At 57.4% G+C, this 19571-nt stretch carries 15 protein-coding genes; 1 reads left to right on the top strand and 14 read right to left on the bottom strand.

The genetic code is table 11. From position 1 onward, the window contains the following. Positions 1-11: 11 nt before the first annotated feature. Entirely contained in the window at positions 12-1463 is a 1452-nt protein-coding gene (locus tag C9411_RS10815) for a M20 family metallopeptidase (protein WP_107227045.1), read from the bottom strand. Further along, positions 1460-2776, bottom strand: coding sequence for a M20 family metallo-hydrolase (locus tag C9411_RS10810; RefSeq protein ID WP_063988689.1), 1317 nt, complete (start codon positions 2774-2776; stop codon positions 1460-1462). The genes C9411_RS10815 and C9411_RS10810 overlap by 4 nt, the downstream gene beginning before the upstream one ends. A 272-nt stretch (positions 2777-3048) precedes the next feature. On the opposite strand from C9411_RS10810, the gene C9411_RS10805 reads away from it, so the two are divergent. Continuing rightward, positions 3049-3945 carry a LysR family transcriptional regulator gene (locus C9411_RS10805; RefSeq protein ID WP_063988690.1) on the top strand — a complete coding sequence of 299 codons (897 nt, stop codon included), beginning with the start codon at positions 3049-3051 and terminating at the stop codon, positions 3943-3945. Between the two features lie 27 nt (positions 3946-3972). On the opposite strand, the gene C9411_RS10800 is transcribed toward C9411_RS10805, so the two are convergent. The 12 genes from C9411_RS10800 to C9411_RS10745 all read right to left on the bottom strand — a co-directional run bounded on the left by C9411_RS10800 (position 3973) and on the right by C9411_RS10745 (position 19266). Continuing rightward, on the bottom strand, positions 3973-6096 hold the full coding sequence (locus C9411_RS10800; RefSeq protein ID WP_063988691.1) for a TonB-dependent siderophore receptor: 2124 nt from the start codon (positions 6094-6096) through the stop codon (positions 3973-3975). Positions 6097-6256: 160 nt separating this feature from the next. Next, positions 6257-7393 (bottom strand): ABC transporter substrate-binding protein, encoded by a 1137-nt coding sequence (locus C9411_RS10795; protein WP_107227044.1) that lies wholly within the window; start codon positions 7391-7393, stop codon positions 6257-6259. Between the two features lie 86 nt (positions 7394-7479). Further along, entirely contained in the window at positions 7480-9627 is a 2148-nt protein-coding gene (locus tag C9411_RS10790; RefSeq protein WP_107227043.1) for a phosphocholine-specific phospholipase C, read from the bottom strand. Between the two features lie 123 nt (positions 9628-9750). After that, positions 9751-10590: an NADPH-dependent 7-cyano-7-deazaguanine reductase QueF gene (gene queF / locus C9411_RS10785; protein ID WP_107227042.1), complete on the bottom strand. Its 840-nt coding sequence runs from the start codon at positions 10588-10590 to the stop codon at positions 9751-9753. Next, positions 10568-11464 (bottom strand): queuosine precursor transporter, encoded by an 897-nt coding sequence (locus C9411_RS10780; protein ID WP_004937338.1) that lies wholly within the window; start codon positions 11462-11464, stop codon positions 10568-10570. The genes queF and C9411_RS10780 overlap by 23 nt, the downstream gene beginning before the upstream one ends. Beyond that, positions 11465-12079, bottom strand: a complete 615-nt coding sequence (locus tag C9411_RS10775) for a helix-turn-helix transcriptional regulator (RefSeq protein ID WP_004937341.1) — start codon at positions 12077-12079, stop codon at positions 11465-11467. Between the two features lie 529 nt (positions 12080-12608). Next, a complete protein-coding gene (locus C9411_RS10770; protein ID WP_063988760.1) occupies positions 12609-13910 on the bottom strand; it encodes a cytosine permease in 1302 nt (433 codons plus the stop codon). Between the two features lie 20 nt (positions 13911-13930). After that, positions 13931-14620 carry a PAS and helix-turn-helix domain-containing protein gene (locus C9411_RS10765; protein ID WP_033636032.1) on the bottom strand — a complete coding sequence of 230 codons (690 nt, stop codon included), beginning with the start codon at positions 14618-14620 and terminating at the stop codon, positions 13931-13933. Positions 14621-14647: 27 nt separating this feature from the next. After that, positions 14648-15058 carry a GNAT family N-acetyltransferase gene (locus tag C9411_RS10760; protein ID WP_063988696.1) on the bottom strand — a complete coding sequence of 137 codons (411 nt, stop codon included), beginning with the start codon at positions 15056-15058 and terminating at the stop codon, positions 14648-14650. Between the two features lie 428 nt (positions 15059-15486). Next, positions 15487-16407: an alpha/beta hydrolase gene (locus C9411_RS10755; RefSeq protein WP_063988761.1), complete on the bottom strand. Its 921-nt coding sequence runs from the start codon at positions 16405-16407 to the stop codon at positions 15487-15489. Positions 16408-17035: 628 nt separating this feature from the next. After that, positions 17036-17920 (bottom strand): ATP-grasp fold amidoligase family protein, encoded by an 885-nt coding sequence (locus C9411_RS10750; RefSeq protein ID WP_107227041.1) that lies wholly within the window; start codon positions 17918-17920, stop codon positions 17036-17038. Positions 17921-17970: 50 nt separating this feature from the next. Beyond that, a complete protein-coding gene (locus tag C9411_RS10745; protein WP_107227040.1) occupies positions 17971-19266 on the bottom strand; it encodes a lysine N(6)-hydroxylase/L-ornithine N(5)-oxygenase family protein in 1296 nt (431 codons plus the stop codon). Positions 19267-19571: the final 305 nt, after the last annotated feature.

Genomic DNA, 19571 nt, shown 5'->3' with positions numbered 1-19571 from the left:
GTCTGTTCATGCTATTTCAATGGGGAGGGTTTCACCCCCTGCGGGATTGGGCAGCGGTACGGTTGTTCGGCGCGCCGGCGATCAAACTCGCTGCGGCAGCGCGCCAGCAGGGCACTGTCGCTCAGCAGATCGATGGCGGTCGCCGCCATTACTTTGCCGGCCAGGCACATGCCCTTATGGGCGATAGCGGTGCGGCCCTGCGCCACCAGTTGCCAGGTGTGCAGAGGCGTGCCGAGTGCGAAACAGGGGCTAAAGCATTGGGCGGTCGGCGCCACCCAGCTCACGTCGCCAACGTCGGTAGAACCGTACAGCAGGTCATCGGACTCCACATAAGGAGCGACCTCATCCATCAGCACCTTATCTCCCAGCCGCTGCACCCACTCGCGCCCGGCTGCGCCGCCGGTGCGGGCAATGTTGAGTTTGGCGTTGCGCAGATCGTCGCGGCTCAGCGTCTGACGGATTTCCTCGGCGAAGCGGCGTTCGGCGTCGCTGTACTCGGGCAGACCGAAATCACACAGGTTTTGATACATCGCGCGTTCCAGGCTGCGGTTCGGCACATAGTTGGAGCAGGCCTTGTCGAAGCGCACTTCCATCTGGGTGTCAGTCATCAGCGCTGCGCCCTTGGCGATGTTAATCACCCGTTGGTAAATGTCCTGCGCCTGATCGAGCTGCGGCGCGCGGATCAGGTACAACACCTCGGCGTCGGCCTGCACCACGTTGGGGGAGCTGCCGCCGGTGTTGGTGACCGCGTAGTGCAGCCGCGCTTCTTGTACGATATGTTCGCGCAGGAAGTTGGCACCGGTATTCATCAGCGTCACCGCGTCCAGCGCGCTGCGCCCCAGGTGCGGCGAGTTGGCGGCATGGGCGGCGACGCCCTTGAAGTGAAACGCCGCCTGAATGTTGGCCAGCGTACTGGTATTGAACATGCCGCTGAAGCCTTCCGGGTGCCAGGTGAGGGCGGCGTCGACGTCGTCGAACAGGCCTTCGCGCACCATAAAGGTTTTGCCGGAGCCGCCTTCTTCGCCCGGGCAGCCGTAGAAGCGTAAGGTACCGGTCAGCCGGTTCTGCTGCATCCACGCCTTGGCGGCGAAGGCGCCCGCCAGCGCCGCAGTGCCCAGCAGGTTGTGGCCACAGCCATGGCCGTTGCCGTTTTCCACCAGCGGCTGCGGCGTAGCGCGGCCCGCCTGCTGGCTCAGCCCGGCCAGCGCGTCGTACTCGCCCAGCAACGCGATGACCGGGTGGCCGCTGCCGTAGCTGGCGATAAACGCCGTCTCGATGTCGCCCACGCCGCGCTCGACCGAGAAGCCTTCCTGCTCCAGCGCATCGGCCAGCAACGTGGCGGAATAGGTCTCGTTGAAGCGCGTTTCCGGGTGGTCCCAAATCGCGTCGCTCAGCGCGCTGAAGCGAGGCTGACGTTGGTCAATGTAGTCGTCGATAAATGCCTGTAGTTCTGAGTTGCTCATGATCCGCTCCCGAATGTCGGCAGGTTCAGCGCCAGCGACGCCAGCGTTTTCACCGCCACTGCCATCACCTGCTCGTTGAAGTCAAATTTCTCGTTATGGTGTCCGGCGCTCAGCTCGGTGCCGAAAATGACGTATGAGGCCTGGCCGCCGCGGGATTTCACCCGTTCCATCATGTAGGTGGCGTCCTCTGAACCCGCAGCCTGTTCGCGGCGATCGACCACCGAGGTCAGCTCGGTTATCTGCTGTGCCTGGCGACGGATGTAATCCACCCACGGTTGGGTCGGTTTGCTGCTCTGCGCAGCGCCCATCAGCGCGATGTCGCAGGCGACGCCGTGCATCTTGGCTGCGCCTTCGATGGCGTTCAGCGCCTGTTGATAGACGAACGCGTTGATCTCATTGGTGGCGCCGCGCGTCTCCACCTTCATAAACGCCCGATCGGCGATCACGTTGCGGCCGGTGCCGGCCTGCAGCACGCCGACATTGATGCGCGAGCTGCCTTCGCTGTGGCGCGGGATGGCGTAAAGCCCCAGCGCAGCCTGCGCCGCTGCGAGCAGAGCGTTGCGACCGTCTTCCGGCTTGGCGCCAGCGTGGGAGGCGACGCCGCGGAAGGTGACGTCCAGCTTGCTGGTGGCCATAAAGCTGTCGCTGCCGCATACCAGCTCACCAGCCGGCACGCCGGTGCCGATATGCACCGCGGTGAAGAAATCGACGTCGTCCACCACGCCGGCCTCCACCATCGATTTTGCGCCGCGTGTGCCTTCTTCCGCCGGCTGGAAGATCAGTTTGACGGTGCCGCGAAGCTGGGACTCCAGGCTTTTGAAGACGTGCGCCAGCCCCAGGCCGATGGTGGTATGGCCGTCATGACCGCATGCATGCATCATGCCGCTGTTGCAAGAGGCGAAGCCTTCACGGAACGGCAGGTGTTCGGGTTCCAGCAATTCGTTGAGATCGAGGGCGTCCATATCCACGCGGTAGGCGATAGTTGGGCCGGGGCGGCCGGTATCGAGCGTTGCGACGATGCCGGCGAAGCCGCCGGAAAAGTGCGGCAACCATTTTTCCAACGCCCCCTGATTGCGGGCGCGCTGTTCCTGCGCTTCCAGCTCATCGGACGAGGGGAGTCCCATGCGCGCCTCGGCCTTGATTACCTCGCGGCCCAGCTGCAGGCGATAACCCAGCCGATCGAGTTCTTCCGCCACCAGGGTGGCGGTGCGGAACTCAAACCAGCCGGATTCGGCATAGCGATGGAAGTCGCGGCGCCAGGCCTGCAATTGCGGGTACAAATCGGCCACCAACATCGTAAGCGAATTAGTCATAGTGATATCTCATAAGTTATCGCGCGCTGGATCGCTCCAGGCAGCAGTTATGCTCTGAACTGAAATCAGACGGTGAAGCTATTGCAAAGAAAAAGATATATTTGGTTACTAACTGCCGTGAATGGCGCTTATTGGCGCAGAAAATGCGCTTAATTAAGCGAAATAAGAATTTGGTTATTTATTATGTTTTTTCCGAATGTACACAATGGAATCTGGCTAAATAAGATGCCAATATCTTGCTATTGATAAATAACGGTTATCGCCTTTCGCCTATGCCAGCCTCGATAAAATTGCACCAATTACGTGCATTTGTGGACGTTAGCCGCCAAGGCAGCATCCGCGCCGCTAGCCGCACCTCACGCCTTTCCCAGCCTGCACTGACCAAGGCCATTCAGGAGCTGGAAGAGGTGCTTGGCGCCAAGCTGTTTATTCGCCGTAGCCAGGGTGTGGTATTGACCGACTGCGGCGATAACTTTTTCCAGCATGCCAGCCTGATCCTTGAAGAGCTGCGGGTGGCGCAGGAAGATATCCAACAGCGGTTGGGGTTGGCGGGCGGCACGGTGAATATCGGCGTTGGTGGCAGCATTGCGCGTACCGTGATGCCGCAGGTGGTCACGCAGTTTCATCGTGAGTATCCCAACGTGAAGGTACGCATCGTCGAGGGGCAGCTGGTGTCGATGATCCCTGAACTGCGCCAGGGCGAGCTGGACTTTACTGTCAATACCTACTACCCCAGCAGCCTCGACAACGAGCTGCAGTACGAACGGCTGATGGAAAAAGAGTATCGGGTGGTGGTACGCAAAGGGCATCCGATGGAGCGGGCGACCTCGCTGAAACAGCTGCAGCACTGCGACTGGACCATGCCGACACCGAAAGGCAGTTATTACCGGCTATTGCACGATCTGTTCGGGGACTTGGGCATGGCGCCGTCTATCAGCGTGACCTGCGAGACCTTTATGGCTTGTACCAGCCTGGTGGCGCAGAGCGATTTTGTTAGCATTCTGTCCGTGGACGTGATTTCGGATCCGATTCTGGGCAAGCATTTGGTGCCGCTTGAGCTGGAAGAGAGTCTGCCGAAAGCGACGTTTTATCTTATCCAACGCAAGGACACCACCCTGACGCCGATGGGCGCGCACCTGGCGCGCCTGTTTCGCCTTTACTGTCGGTGATACCGAGGCCCCGGCGGGGCCTCGGTATCAGAAAGCGATCGACCCCTGCACGAAGAAGGTGCGCGGTTCGCCGACGTACTTGCCGAAGTTATTGTCGTTGGAGCGGGTGAAGTAGCGCTGGTCGAACAGGTTTTTCACCCCGGCGCCCAGCGTCAGGTTCGATAGCTGCGGCCCGAAATTATATTCCCCGCGCATATTCCACACCATGTAACCGGCGATATCGCCGAACTGACCATCGGCGCTTTCCTGCGTGACGTACTCCGGCCCGGTGCCTGGCGAATGCTGTTTGGACTGCGCGTAACCGTCCAGATTCCATACCCAGCTGCCGGTGGCGTAGCGAGTGCCGACGGTATACACCTGGCGCGAGTAGAACGGCAGATCTTTACCGGCGAAGTCGCCCTTGTCGGTGCTGGCTTTGGTGTAGGTATAGCTGGTGTAGACGCTGGCACCGTCGAGCGCCCGGTTCAGCTCGCTGAGATCGTAGCTGAGCGCCAGCTCGATGCCTTTATGCTTGGTGGCGCCCATATTGGTCCAGCCCACGTCGTTGCTGATGTACTGCAGCTGGTTATCGAAGTCGATGTAGAACAGCGTGGCTTCGGCTTTGACCACGGTATCGTCGTAGCGGGTGCCGAATTCATAGGTGTGCGCTTTTTCCGCCGTCAGTCCCGGCGCAGGTTGGTTGCCGTTGCCGCCTTTGGTCAGTTGGAAATACTGCATGCTGCCGAACGACGTGTTGGCGTTGGCGAACAGTTTCCAGGCGTCGGACAGGTGGTACATCACGTTCAAGGACGGCAGCGGTTCGCTGTAGCTTTTCTCGCGGCTGATGTTGTTGAACGAATCGTCCACGTGGGTGCGGATGCTTTCATAACGCAAGCCCGGCGTGATCGTCCAGTTGCCGACGTTGATGGTGTCGTCGATATAGAACGCGTTGGCCGCGGTGCCGCCGGAGGTGTGCTGGTAATAGTCCGGGGTATCCGGCGTCGAGCCGATATTCGCCGGGTTATACCAGGCCGAACGCGACGCCTTTTCGTCCATGGTTTCATTCAGGTAACGGTAACCGAGGGTGATCTCGTGCGCCATATCCCAGAAGCGGAAGACCTGCGAATAGCTAGGTTCGATAGCCCAGGTTGAATAGTGACGCGGATAGGAGACCATGCGCCGCTGGCCCGTGTTTTTGCCGGTGCCTTCCGATTCGATGTTGCTGCCGCGGTAGCTGTCGGTGAAGTAGGTCAACACTTCGAACTGCTTGTCGTCTTCCTGATGTTTGTACTTGAACGACATATCCTTGCGGCGGCCTTCGAACTGGTCCCACGGCCGCGTGGACTGGAACGGGTTCTGCGCGTACTGCGCGGTGCTCAGCCCGCCCGGCATGCCGGCTTTGGCGTCGTAGTAGTGGAAATTGGCCAACAGTTCGTCGCGATCGGTAAACGCATAACGCGTTTTCAGCATGAAATCGTCGATGTCGGTGTTGTCGTTGTTGTCGCGGTAGCCCTGGCCGTGCAGGCCGGAGTAGAGCAGCTCGGCGCCGAAGCCGTTGTCTGCGGTGCCACCCACGGAGGCGCTGGTCAGGGTCTTCAGGCCGCCGTGGCTGGCGCCCTGGGTTTGTACGCCGGCGGTGCCGCCAAACGTTTTGGGAATGTCTCGGGTAACGAAATTGATCACGCCGCCGACGTTCTGCGGCCCGTAGCGCACCGCTCCGCCGCCGCGCACCACGTCCACCGATTGCAGATTACCGATAGACAGCGGAGCCATCGACAGCTGCGGCTGGCCGTAAGGCGCGACCGCCAGCGGGACGCCGTCCATCAGAATGGTGGAGCGTGGAGAAAGACGCGAAGTCAGGCCGCGCACGCCGACGTTGAGCGAGATGTCGCTGCCGCCGGTGCCGTTGCTGTCGCGCACCTGCACGCCGGGCACGCCGCGCAGGCTATCGGCGATGGTCTGGTCGCCTTGCTCGTGCATCTGCTGCTGGGTGACGATGGAACGCGCGCCCGGATGGTTGAGCAGCACCGAACTGGTATCAGGGTTGTCCAGCCAGTTGCCGACGACGGTCACGGTGTCGGTATCGTTTTGAGATGAGTTATCAGTAGCAAGGACAGGGAACGCGACGGCGATGGAAGCCGTCAGCAAGGAAAGCCGAAAAAGAGATGACATAATAATGCCTTAAGAGTTTCAGACCCGGATGTGTTTTTTTAGAAAAGACAATCTTAATGATAATTATTGGCAAGTAAATAGAATTGTTACGGGATAGTTAAGCGGGTAACTAAATAATGAATGCGGGAAACAGGGCCCGGCTGGCGGGCCCTGGCGGGGGTTATTGCGGTGTAAGCCAGAAGACGCCGCTGTAATCCAGCGCGGTGAATTTCTGGTGCACCATTTCGATATCCGCTTGCGGATCAATATCTTTAAACAGCGCCGGGTGCAGGAATTTGGCGATCGCCTCAACGGCGATAAAGTTGAGCGGCGTGTCGTAAAATTGATGGTAAATCGCCATCACGCGTTTTTCTTTCACCGCTTTCAGCACGTTAATGCCGGTGCGATCCAGCAGATGCGCCAGTTTCTTTTGGCTGGTGGCCATATCGGTGGTGTAACCCAGCGGCACCGCCAGCGTGCCGCGATGCCCGCGACTCCAGTCGGCGCCGGTCAGCAGATAGAAATCCGGGTTGCTGCTAATCACCTGCTCGACATTCACTTCACCGCCCATGTCTGAAAACAGCTTACTGCCGATATTGTTGCCGCCGGCGGTATCGATGAACTGACCGAAGCTGCCCTTGCCGAAGGTGTTGCAGCACTGTTCGCCTTTGATGCCGGCGCTGCGCTCGATAAAGACGCTGGGGCGTTGCTCCGGCTTCAGCGTGGCGACCCGCTGCCGCACCAGTTCGAGGCGCTGCTGATAGAGACGGATAAAGGCGTCGGCGTTGGGCTGCTCGTCAAACACTTTACCCCATAGCGTCATGCTGGCGACGGTATTGGTCAGCGGCTGCTGGCGAAAATCGATGATCAGCACCGGGATGCCGACTTTTTCCAGCTGGGTCAGTACGCCGCTGTCTTTCAATTTGCTCAGCAGGCCGATGTCGAAAATGATCAGATCCGGTTGGCGCACCACCGCGCTTTCCACGCTGAAATCACTGGTGTAGGGATTGTCGAAGGTAGGGATTTGCATGACCTGCGGAAATTTTTTCGCGTAGGCTTCAACCAGATCCGGCGCTTTGACCTTCAGCGAGTTGTCCCAGGCGATGATGTTTTTCAGCGGCTGCTGCGGGTGCAGAATATTCAGCGCCAGCAGCGCGCGAGCGTCGGCCAGAATAACGCGTTTGGCCGGTTGCGGCAGGGTGACCTGGCGGCCGGCGACATCGGTGACGACGATCGGCGCGGCTTGAGCGGCGCCGGCCAACAGCAATACACAGGTGGCCAACCAGCGGCCGGCTTTGGCGATAAGAACAGCGGGCATGAAGATCCTTGGGTAATCGGCGAAGAACGAGAGCGCAATGATAAGCGATATCCTTTCGCTTTTTGAACTCCCTTGATGCCGATCGGTTACCCCTGGCCCATCAGCGGGTCGCTGACGCTGTGTTCGCCATCCTCCAGCCGCCCCGCCAGGCGGCGCAGCCAACCTCCCTGGCTTTGCAGCGTAAAATCGTACCAACCGCCGCCGGCGCGAGCGTCAAACGCTTGCTGGTGGCTGCCGCCCGCAGGCAGCGTGATAGGCCACGGGCCTTGCTGCGTGTAAGGGCAGCGTTCGAGGGTGACCGCTATCGCTTCGGTGCCCGGATTATTCAGCAGCAGCAGCAGGCTGCGGCCCGTCGGGCGCAGACGCACCTCCGGCTGCGGCCGGCTCAGGGCGCCGCGCAGCTCGCGATGAAAGCCGTTGGGGCCGAGCAACCACAGATGGTACTCATCCTCCATCTGCCAGTCATCGCTGACCGCCTTGCCGGCCTCGACGGTATAGCGGCGCGGGATCTGCGTGAGGTCCCGGCGATCGTAGACGTGAAACACCGCTCCCTGCTCGCCGGTATTGAACAGGTTCAGCGTCACGCGACGCTGCTCGGCTGCGACGGCGGCCTCGACGTGCAGCTGGTAGGGCAACGCGCGGGAAGGGCGCGCCAGGCGGCGTTGGTGCGGCAAACGCTGGTGGGTGGGGGGCGGCAGGGGCACCTGCGGCAGCTGTTCCTGGCGCTGGCGCAGGCCATCGGCGGCGTGGCGATTGGTGGCGGGCAGGCTCGGCAGCGCTTCGCCGTTAGGATCGACAAAGTTGAACGCCGAGGTGAGATCGCCACATATCGCGCGGCGCCAGGCGCTGATGTTGGGTTCATGCACCTGAAAGCGCTTTTCCAGGAATTGCAGCACCGAGGTGTGATCGAAAACCTGCGAATTGACCCAGCCGCCGCGGCTCCAGGGCGACAGCACCAGCATCGGCACCCGTGGGCCGGGGCCGTAGATGCGGCCGTCCGGCGGCGGCTGATCCTGCGAACCGGGCGGCGCCACGTGCTGGAAGATCTCGGTGTCGAACGGCACCGTCGATTTACCGGCGAAGCTGCCGTCTTCGCGAAGCGAGGGTGCGGAAGGCGAAGGCATATGGTCAAAAAAGCCGTCGTTTTCGTCGTAGTTGACCAGCAGGACGGTTTTACTCCACACCTCCGGGTTGTCGGTCAGCGCGTTGAGGATCTCTTGGGTGAACCAGCCGCCCTGCACCGGGCTGGAGGGATCGGGGTGTTCCGAATAGGCCGCCGGCGCGATGATCCAGCTGACCTGCGGCAGTTTGCCCTGCTGTACGTCGGAGCGGAATCCGGCCAGCATGGCATCCAGATCGTTGCCGTCGGCGGCCGGCAGGGTGTTGCCGTTGCCTTTGTACAGCGGCGCGGCCTCGTTGAGCGCCTCGCGATAGGGCACGAAAGCGTTGAAGTCTTTCGGCGGCCGCGCCGGGTTGCCCACCTGAATGCTGGCGGCGCGGTATTGACGAAAACCCGCCAGCGGGTTGTCGGTAAAGTTGTCCGGCAGGAATTGGTACACCTTCCAACTGACGCCGCTCGCCTCCAGCCGTTCCGGATAGGTTGTCCACTGGTAGCCGATCTCCGCCGGGCCGGGGCTGTCCCATTCGTTGACCACCACCGCCACGTCGGCGGCGGACGGGCCGTTGGTGCCGGTCCAGTGGAACAGTCGGTTGGTGTTGGTGCCGGCGTGAATAGCGCAGTGATAGGCGTCGCACAGGGTAAAGGCGTTGGCCAGCGCGAACTGGAACGGCAGCTCCTGCTGACGGTAGTAGCCCATTGAGGCCGGCGTTTTGTAGGTGGGCCAGGCGCTCATGCGGCCGTGATCCCAGGCGGCTTGCTCATCTACCCACGAGTGCGGCGTGCCGGTGACGCGCTGGGCGTTGCCGCGTTTGCTGTCAAGGTGGTAGGGCAACACCAGCCGCTCGGCCCCCTGCTGCTGCCAGACGTGGCGGCCGCCGGGCAATGGGATGGTAAAGCGATCGCTGAAGCCGCGCACGCCCGGCAGGGTGCCGAAGTAGTGGTCGAAAGAGCGGTTCTCCTGCATCAGGATCACCACGTGTTCGACGTCGCGCAGGGTGCCGGTGCGGTTATTGGCGGGAATGGCCAGCGCTTTGCGAATCGAGGCGGGCAACAGCGAGAAAGCCGATCCGATGGCGGCAGCCCGCAGGATGTCTCTGCGTGAAAGGTCAGGCATGCGTCGTTAATCTCCGTCAGTGTGCTTTGAAGATAGCCGCTGACGACGATAATGGCGAAAAATAACAGGGAGATGAAAGCGAGGGAAACAATGCTCCCCGGCGGGAGCATTGGGGGATAACGCTTACTGTCTGATCAGGCGGCCGAGCGCCGGCGCCGTTTCGAAATCGCTGCGGAAGGGGTTGATGTCCAGGCCGCCGCGGCGGGTGTAGCGCGCGAACACGCTGAGTTTTTCCGGGCGGCAGCTCTGCTTGATGTCGTTGAAAATGCGCTCGACGCACTGCTCGTGGAATTCGTTGTGCTGGCGGAAGGAGATCAGGTAGCGCAGCAGGCTTTCACGATCGATTTTGCGGCCTTCATAGCGGATCACCACGCTGCCCCAGTCCGGCTGGTTGGTGACCAGGCAGTTGGATTTCAGCAGATTGGAAGACAGCGTCTCCGACACCGGTTCCCCTCTCTCGGCCGCGCCGCTCAGGTATTCCGGTTTGAAGGCGAAGTCGTCGATCGCGATATCCAGATCGTCGATGTTGATGCCCGGCAGGCGCTCGATCTGCACCGGGTAACCATCCAGCCCTGGATAGAGCTTGACGGTGACCTGGCCGTTGGCCGCCTGCGACAGATCTTGCTGCATGGCGGCGCTCACCTGTTCCACGCTGTCGAAGCGCGTTTGGTTGAAGCTGTTGAGATACAGCTTGAACGACTTGGATTCGATCAGGTTCGACGACGAGTGCGGGAAGGTAAATTCGCCGATGCCCACCACCGGCTTGCCCTTGGCGTTGAGCCAGGACAGCTCGAAGGCGGTCCACAGATCAAAGCCGCTGAACGGCAGCTGCCGCTCGTCCACGCCGATCAGATCGCGGCCGCGCGCACGCGGCAAGGCTTCGAGCAATGCGGGAGCATATTGATCCGGATAATCGGAATTGGCGCCAAGATGGGTGATTTTATCTTGCTTTTGGATATGCATATTCATTGCCTTTTGCTTGTTCGGTATTGATGTAGCGGTTAAACAGACTGCGGGTGGCGTAGATCGGCCCGACGCCCAGCAGGGCGTAAACCACCTTGATCAGGAACTGCGACAGGATCATGGTTTTGATGATGTCCCAGCTCAGCACGTTGTAGAACGCCAGCGTACAGAACACCACGCTGTCGATGGCCGACGCCACTACGGTGCTGGTGATCACGCGCACAAACAGGTAGCGGGAGTTGGTCAACTCTTTGATTTTGCAGAGCAGGTAGGAGTTGACGTTCTCGGAGATCAGATAGGCCGCCGACGAGGCCACCAGCACCGCCATGATGCTGTGCACGATGCCGTTGTAGGTCTCGCTGTACTCCCACTGCGGAATGCTTGGCACCAGCGTCGTTACCCAAACTCCCAGGACGAAGGTCAGGTTGGCGATAAACGAGATGATGATGGTGCGCCTTGCCAGCCGTAAGCCATAGAATTCGTTGAGGATATCCACCAGAATGAACGTGAGCGGGTAAATGAAGATCGCCGGCGGCGTGATGAGATTCAGCACCGGGATTTGGATCGGTTTGACGCCGCACAGCGTTGAGAAAATATAAATCACGCTGAGCGCCACGGTAATAATCAGGTAGGCGTACCAGGAGCGTTCGTGGCGATCGCTGAGCTCGTAGGCGGTTTTTTGTTGGTTGTCGCCATAGAGTTTGCGGTACAGCGCCTGCAGCTCGTGCCGGCTCAGATCTTCTGATATTTCGCTATCGGCCAGCTCATTTAGCCCCATGGTAATGGTTTTGCCGGTGGCCAAGACCATGACATTGGCCGCGATGGTGCCATGCCGGGTGAAGCCCAACAGCTTGAACTTCTGATTCGGTTCCATTTATAACCTTTCTCCAACGATGTAACCCAGGAATTGCACGGTGTCCTGAGGGCGTTTGTCCATGCTTTCGCTGTCTTTGTCGTCAACCACAAAGAAGCCACTTTTTCCCGAGTGATACAGCAAAGGCGAATCGCAAATCAGTACCGGCGGTCGTTTGATGATGATGACTTCGCCGGGAATAAATGACCCTTTAATTTCGGTCTCTATTTTCATTGCCAACATGTTCGACTCATCGCCGAAGAAATAAGTCAGAGGAAACTCGGTGACCAGTTGCCCGATCTTGCGCTGCGAGACGGCCAGATAGCGCGACTGCGGGATCACCGGAATGGCGGAAGGGTTCTTGTTGCCTTCGGTGGACAGCGTTTCGTTGAGCAGCTCCAGCTTTTCCAGATCGTAATCTTCGATCTCTTCACAGGAGACACCGAAGAAATCGGAGATCCGATTCACGGTGGATTGCTGAACGTTGTTCACTCTTCCGTCAAGAATTTTGTAGAGAGTCGTGCGCGTCAGGCCGCTGCGATTGGAAAAGGAAGCCTTGGTTTCACCGCGTGTACGCATCAGATATTCAATATTTTTAATGATGTTGATTTTGCGCTGTGCGTTGGTGGTTTTCATTGGCTGTCCTTACAAACATTACGCAGGCTTCACTATATCCTACGCATTGGCGTTGTCCAGATAAAAAGGCGCTGAGGAGTAGGTAACAGGCTGATTATTGGCGGTAATTATTGTTTCTCGTCAGCCGTTTAGCGCAGTGATATCAGCGGGGAGGCTTGCCTTCTCTGCACGAAAGATAAAGCCGTGTAAATCAATTGATTAGGTTTTGCTTATGGAAAAGTGAACACAAAAGCCGGTTTTATGTTTACTTTTATGTTGACCAAAGCCGATTTCATGGGCTACTGTTCATGCAAGCTGAAGTTTTTCTTTATGATAAAAACACGGAAGCCAACAATTTTTATAATAAAAAGCCCAGAGGGGGCGTTGCCACGCTCTGAGCATAATGGATAGCTTGCTACCGACACCAGGGACCCTAACTACCACGGCCGTTTGTCTGCGCGATCGGCCCCTCCTTTTGCACTGAATCTCCCTTCTCTAGCGTCAAACACTCCCCCGTCACCGGAGGAGTGCATTAGCGCGTGCGCGAAAATCAGAGCGACTTCTGCGAGGCCAGCGGTTGTTGCGCCCGGCGGAAGGCCAGTTTAAGCACCCAATACAGCAGGCTGGCGGCTACCAGGGAATTGATGGTCGGCACGCCCCATTCGGTCGCCAAGCCAACGACGCCGCCGGCGATGCTGGCGACGATCGCCGCCCAGCCGATGGTTGGCGTTTCGCTCGGCAACTGGCCGGTACGGCGGCTCTCGTCCAGGATCTTGCGGTGGCTGCGCAGCAGATAATAGTCCACCAGCATGATGCCGATAATCGGCGGGAAGACCACGCCAAGCACCGTCAGGAAGTCGACAAAGCGGTCAAGAATGCCCAGTACCGACAGCGTGGTGCCCAGAATACCGATCACCAACGTGGTGTAGGTGTACTTCAGCTTTTTGCCGGTGATGCCTTCTACCGCGTTGACGATGCCCAGCGAAGAAGAGTAAAGGTTGAGATCGTTGACGCGCAGGGTGGAGAACACCACCACCAGCAAACCGGCGCCGCCGGCCGCTTGCGACATGATGGTGACCACATCCGCAGTGCCCAGGGTTTTGGCTATCAGGATCGCCAGGCCGTTCACCACGAACTCGCCGGCGATGATGGTGAAGAGCGTGACGCCGAGCACATGCTTGCCGTTTTTGGAGTAACGGGTCAGATCGGGGGTCATCAGGCTGGCCACGATGGCGCCGCCAACGACGATGGTGATGCCGGCGCTGATGGTCAGCGGTTCACCCGGCGGCGCCAGCTGGATGATCTCCTGCAGGTTATGGCCGGAAAGCGCGGTCACCGAAATAAAGGCCACCAGCATGATAAACATCGGTACCGCGATACGGGCGGCGATGCGCAGTGCCTTGAAGCCGAATGCCACCAGGATGGTCAACAGCGTGCCCGAGAGCCCGGCGGCCAGGCCGAAGCCCAGCTTGTTGCCGAGCGCGAAGTCGAGCGACTTGGCGAAAATGGCGTTCTGAATGCCGAACCAACCCAGCAGGCTGACGGCCACCACTACGCCGATCAGCACCGAACCCAGACGGCCGAAGCCGCACCAGCGCGCCAGCAGGCTGCCGGAAATGCCTTCGCGCATGCCCGCCAGCCCCAGGCCGTAGGTCACCACGCCGAAGATCAGGCTGCCGACGAAAATGGCGGTGAAGGCGTCAATCAGCGTCATGGAGTTGCCGAGCACGGCGCCGAGCATGAACTGGTCCAGCGCGGTCAGCATGCCCATATGCACGATGGCCACGCTTAAAAACGAAACTCGTTTATCCTGCGGCACCCGGGTGAGCGGATAATCTTCGATCTTTATCACGGTGAGATCTTCCTTGCGGTTCAAATAAACTGAATGCCTTTGGTTATCAGGCGATCGGGAATGTAGTTATCCAGGTTGGCGTATTTGCAGTACTCTTCAAATTGCTGCTGAGTATGCACGTTGGCCTTCTGGTAAATGTTATAAATGCGGTTTTCGATGGTCTTATTGCTGACGTTATAGATTTTGGCGATCTCTTTCACTGTAAATCGTTGCAGCATAAGAAAAATGACATCGAGTTCGGCACGGGTGAACAGCTCGTTATTGACTTCGGTGGTCAACACGCTGGGTTTTTGCTGATTGATGTATTTCAGCGGCGACAGGCTGTTCATTGGCTTGGCGTTCCAGATCACGCCAATCACCTGTTTGTCATCGTTGTACACCGGCAGCTTTTCGCTGATAAACGGCGTCAGGCTGTCTTTGCCGTACCAGTAGTGCGTTTCTATGACCGTGACCCGATCGCGCGCCGCTTCGGTCATCTTGTCATGTTCGATAAAGTCGGCGGCGGAGTCGGCCCAGTCGGCGGGGAACTCGTGGTCATATTTGCCGGCGACGTCGAAATTCAGCGGCGTATTGGTATAGAGATAAGCGGCGCGGTTCATATAGAGGTGGCGGGACAGTTGGTCTTTGATGCCCCAGGGTTCGCTCAGGTGCTCCATCATGGTGATGAGGCCCTTAAAATAAGATTCATTATTTTTATGCGATGACCCCATACCCACCTCTGTGCCGCTCAGGCCGCGTTACAGGCTTTTAGCCAGGTAATGGCGGGTGTGGCGATGTGCATAGTCGCCCAGCTCGCCGTAGACCCGGTAGCCCAGTTTTTCGTAGAAGCCTCTGGCCTGGAAATCGAAGGTGTCGACATAGGCCATATGGCAACCGCGCTTGCGGGCTTCTTCTTCGGCCAACTCCATCAATTGGCGGCCGTATCCGCATTTGCGGCATTGATCGCCAACCCACAGATACTGCACTTCCAGACCGCCCCACCAGGTGCGTGCGACCAGGCCGCCGACGATCTGCTGATTGTCGTCGGTGACGGTCAGGAACAGCGGGTGAATGTCTACGGGCTGGGTTTTGTGATTGTGCGCCCAAAGGCTGTCGATAACGAACTCTTCATCCTGCGGGTTGGGTTTGTCGGTGATATTAATATTCATTTTTAATATAATTCCCTGATTTAATTATTCAAAACTGAACTAGGCGCTTTTGCCCCAACCGCTTCTAATATCACTTTCATTAATGTATTTCAAGGGTGGTTTTCACCCTTTTCCACCCGGTGAACGGGCGCTTATAGTAGGCGTCACAGGGAGAAGAAAATAGTGAAACAGGCGGTATTAAAACGCTGAAATGCCCTGCTTACACCATCTTTTCCTAACTTGCGCCTCACCAGGGCCCCACCGGGAAAACTGCAGTACTGTATGGCTCCACCGGATAGAGCAAGCTCACTTGCCGACGGGGGAGCCACTTTGTTTTTTGACGCGCCCACCCACGGCCGTCATTCCCTGTCTCAGATAGTAAACACTCTTCTTGGCAGAAGATATGCGCCGCAGATGAAAATGTGGCCGACACCTTCTGATCCGCGGACTCAGTCCTCTGCGATGACGCTGCTTAGCGCCGGCTCGATGGCCGCACCCAGCATAGCGCCGTGCCCCAAGGCGGGCCATTCCCGATAGCCGACGGTGAGACCGCCGAGCTGCGTCAGCTGTTCGGCCAGCAAATGCACCGCGTCTGCCGGCAGAATGGGGCTCTTCACGCCGGGCGGGGTCGCGCGATCGCGTTCCGCCAGGCCAACCCACAGTTGTAACCTTGTCTCCGTCTCCGGCACCGCACGTCGTTCCGTCATCTGCTGCGCTTCTTGCAAGATCATGCCGTTGCCCCACCACAGCGAGGGTTCTACGGCGATGTAGCGCTGGAAGGTGGTGGGATGGGTGAACAACGTGTGCAGAACGAAGAGCCCGCCATAGGAGTGGCCCCACAGCGTTTGCCGCTGCGGATCGACCGCCAGTTTGGCGGCAATCGCCGGTTTGATCCGAGTTTCAATCAATTGCAGGAACGCATCCGCGCCTCCGCTGGCCCGCGGCGGTTTCTTCATGCCTGCCGGCAGAGGGAGCGTATAGTCGTAGGCGCGGCCGGCGGCATCGATGCGCAGATCGTTGTCATAGCCGATCATTATCAGCACCGGCGGCCGCTTCGCCGCGGCCAATTTGGCCAGTAAGGCGGCGTTTAACTCCATCAGTACCGCATTGCCGTCGAGGAAATAAACCGTTGGATAGCCGCCAGGCGCAGGCGCCCGACGCGGCTGGGCGATGCGAACGCGGTAATGCCGTTGGCCATCGGCGGAGGTGAAGCGCAGATCGCTGAAACGGTAATCCGCAGAATCGCTATCGGCTACGGTAGTGCCGATCTTGCGTTCCAAATCGGGCCTGGCCAGCGCGGAGCCCGGCAGCCAAAGGCCGATGGCGAGTGCCAGAAGCGCGGAGATAAAATGCCGGTTGGACAAGAACATGCGGATCAACATCCTCGAAAAAGGCTGATAGTAGCATCCGTGCGGGGCCGGTAAAAACCTACCTTTAGGGCGGACATTCCGGCCGCGAAAGGCGGCCAAAACCCGGAAGAGGGCTACCAGTTACTTTGCCGGGTTAATAGCAACCCCTTGTTATTATTGATAAGTCAGGAATAAGAGAGATTACAATTAATTAGAAATGGTTATGATTTCTATAGGGCGGGGAATAGAGAAGGCAGGTAAAAAATCACGGTTATCAACGATATTTGGCAAAAAAAGCCCTATAAAATAGGGCAAAGACACACAACAACACCAGGGAAACTTTCCTGTATCTTATATTATAGCTTCCTATGCATATAGAACATTTTATTATAAATATGTAAGTGATTCTTATTAATCTCTCAATATCATTGTTTTTCAAATGGTTATGCAACCTGGTTGAGGTATTGCCCCTGGGTCGGTTGCGGGCAGCCAAGGGCGGGAGGCTAGGGATGTTGCCGTCACGGCGGCAGAACAGGTGAGAGCCTCGGCCCGATAACCCCCAAGGTAATACCGACTGGCGGGCGGCAAACGTACCGGCCGGTATTTTTCCTCAGGCGCGGCCAATCTTCACCGTGGGGCCAGGTGAAAATCAGTGCTGTTGCAACGTCAACATCTCGCCAAGCAAAACATCGGTCGGCGCCAGGATATCCGTATCCAGCCCGGCGGAAGGGGTAAAGGTCAGCTCGCCGAAAATGATCTGGCCTTTGGAGATGTAGAAATCAACGCGAACAAACTCGAAGGGCGCGGACAAGCGTGAGGCGTACTCAAACAGCTCATCGTAGCCTTCTGGCTTCACGAAGGCGTCTATTTCTTCCTGGCTCAAAGCCAGGCAGTCATCGCTGTAGCACAGAAACTTGAAATCTTTGTCGAAGAAGTAATATTTCGGCGACCCGGTATCTCTGCCGACACACAGCAACGTGCAGTAAGGCACACCGCGGAAACAATAGATTTTATAGTCTTCAGGCCCGTGACCATTGGCCGATTCGATATATTTCTCCCCAATGATCTTTTTTTGTATCCCTTTGTAGTTGAGTTCTACATAGGTTTTCCAATAATCGTCTTTCATCCAGCCATCGATCAATTTTTTGGCGCTCGTGATATTCAGCAATTTTTTATTCTGGCAAATCAGGTTATACCCGGAACCGTGATTTCCTTTGATCACAAACTTGTCCGGTAATGCGTCCCACGGAATATCGTTTACTGAATCACAGGCAAAGTACAATTCATTAAGGATCTCTTCGCACCCTTTTTCTTTGATGTACTGTCTTACCGCATATTTATCTGCACACTGCTTCACCAATGCATTGTGGCGATAGCCATTCAACTTCAGGTGATTGATCTTTTCATTCCAGGTGGATGGCGCCTGCAAGTTTAACGGTTTGCCAAATGCTTTTTTGTAGAGCAATCTGGCCTTGAATTCGGGGGCCAATACGGCCAGCTGCTTTACAATAAATTTAATGACTTGTCTTTTCATATACGTAATTCCATCAAAGCGTAGTGACAATGATTAAGACGTTCTTGTATTTAAAACGCGGGTGGCACGCTTTCACTGCGCCATTGAATGGCCGTCGGCGTGGTTCCCAGATCAAATGGCTTGTGGTCTAACGCCCGATTAAGAATGCGGGCCGATCGCCATGCCATCAGGCTCAACTGCGGATCGGCGATGCCGTGATTGTGCATGCTGGCGTTCATGGCGAATAAGCAGTTCTCTGCCGGGCCTTCCCACTCAAAGGTAAAGTCTGGGGCGATGCGGTATTCGCCATCCGCAGTGGTCAGCAAACGGTGGGCCAAAGGCTCAAGGAACTCTGGCGTTGCCGATTGGTAACCGGTGGCGAAGATCACCACGTCCGCCTTGAAGGCTTCTTCGCCGTGATCGAGATGATGACGCGTTTCGAGTTGGTAGGCGTTATCCAGCGTGTGTTTCACGGCCGTCAGCGAACGGCTGGGCAGCAGGCGCACCCATAATTTCTCGCGCAGGACATCGAAGCGGTGGTACATGGCGCGATAAATCGCCAACAGCGACTCACTGGTGATGCCGTCTGAGGTCATCTTCTGTTCGGCCAGCATATGCCGCTTGGCCGCGCTATCCAGCGAGTAAAAGCTCTCGACGTAATCGGGCGTGAAGTATTCGTTGGCAAAGGCCGCTTCATCGAGCGCGTTGTAATTGTTGCGGCGCGATATCCAGTCGAGCTGCTCCGGCTGCCCCCATTCCCCTTTAAAAATATTCAGGAACAGGTCTGCGCCGCTCTGGCCGCCGCCGACGATCGCCACGCGTTTGCCGGTCAAATCGGGATTGCGCAGCATCATTTCGCTGGCGTGGAAACAGCGATCGCTTTGTGCCGTCACACAATCCGGCAACTTTATTTTCTTGCCTATACCTATGCTGACGTGTTTGGCGTGGAAGACCTTATTCGAGGTGGTCACCACGAACTGGCGCTGCCGATCGTCAAATTCGACCCGCTGAACGTCTTGATTGAAGGCCAACGATCCCATTCCGCCGGCGGCCCAGGTGAGGTAATCGGCGAACTCTTCACGCGATGCGGTGCGCTGTTCCGTTGTCAGGAAGCGGTAGAACTTTCTGTTTTTTACCAGATAGTTGAGAAAGCTGTAGCGATTGGTTGGGGCAACCGCGCTCACCAGATCTTTTAAAAAGTTGGTCTGCATGCTGCAATCTGCCAGGATCATCCCTGGGTGCCAGGAGAAATGGGGTTTGCGTTCAAGAAATTGCCCTGTAAACCCCTCTATTTCACTTCCTAAGGCCGCCAGGCTAAGATTCGACGGGCCAAGGCCAATACCGATGATATCCAAACGCTGATTCATTAATAAGCTCCAGTATAATGAGAATAATACCCAGAAATACGGCTGCAGATAGGGTGGCTTATAGCAACCAGGCTGCCTTTTTCTTATAAGTAGGCTTCGTTAATTAAATGTAATTAAAAGGTGTGCGGGCCTAAAATACCGCATTTTTAAATGCCCGTTTAGAATTCGATAGCACATCAGGTAAAGGCTACGGGCGTATTTCTTTCCATGAAAATACCTATAAAAATTTTCGTGTGTTTTTAATGAATAGTCCTAAGTAAAAATCTGACATGCCTGATTTCTCGCGCCATGAAAACGGGCGTCAT

Origin of the sequence: Serratia sp. Nf2, assembly GCF_003028435.1 — a bacterium.
In the GTDB taxonomy this organism is placed as follows: domain Bacteria; phylum Pseudomonadota; class Gammaproteobacteria; order Enterobacterales; family Enterobacteriaceae; genus Serratia; species Serratia marcescens_L.
Note: the sequence above shows the minus strand (reverse complement) of the source record. Positions and strands in the feature narration are given on the sequence as shown.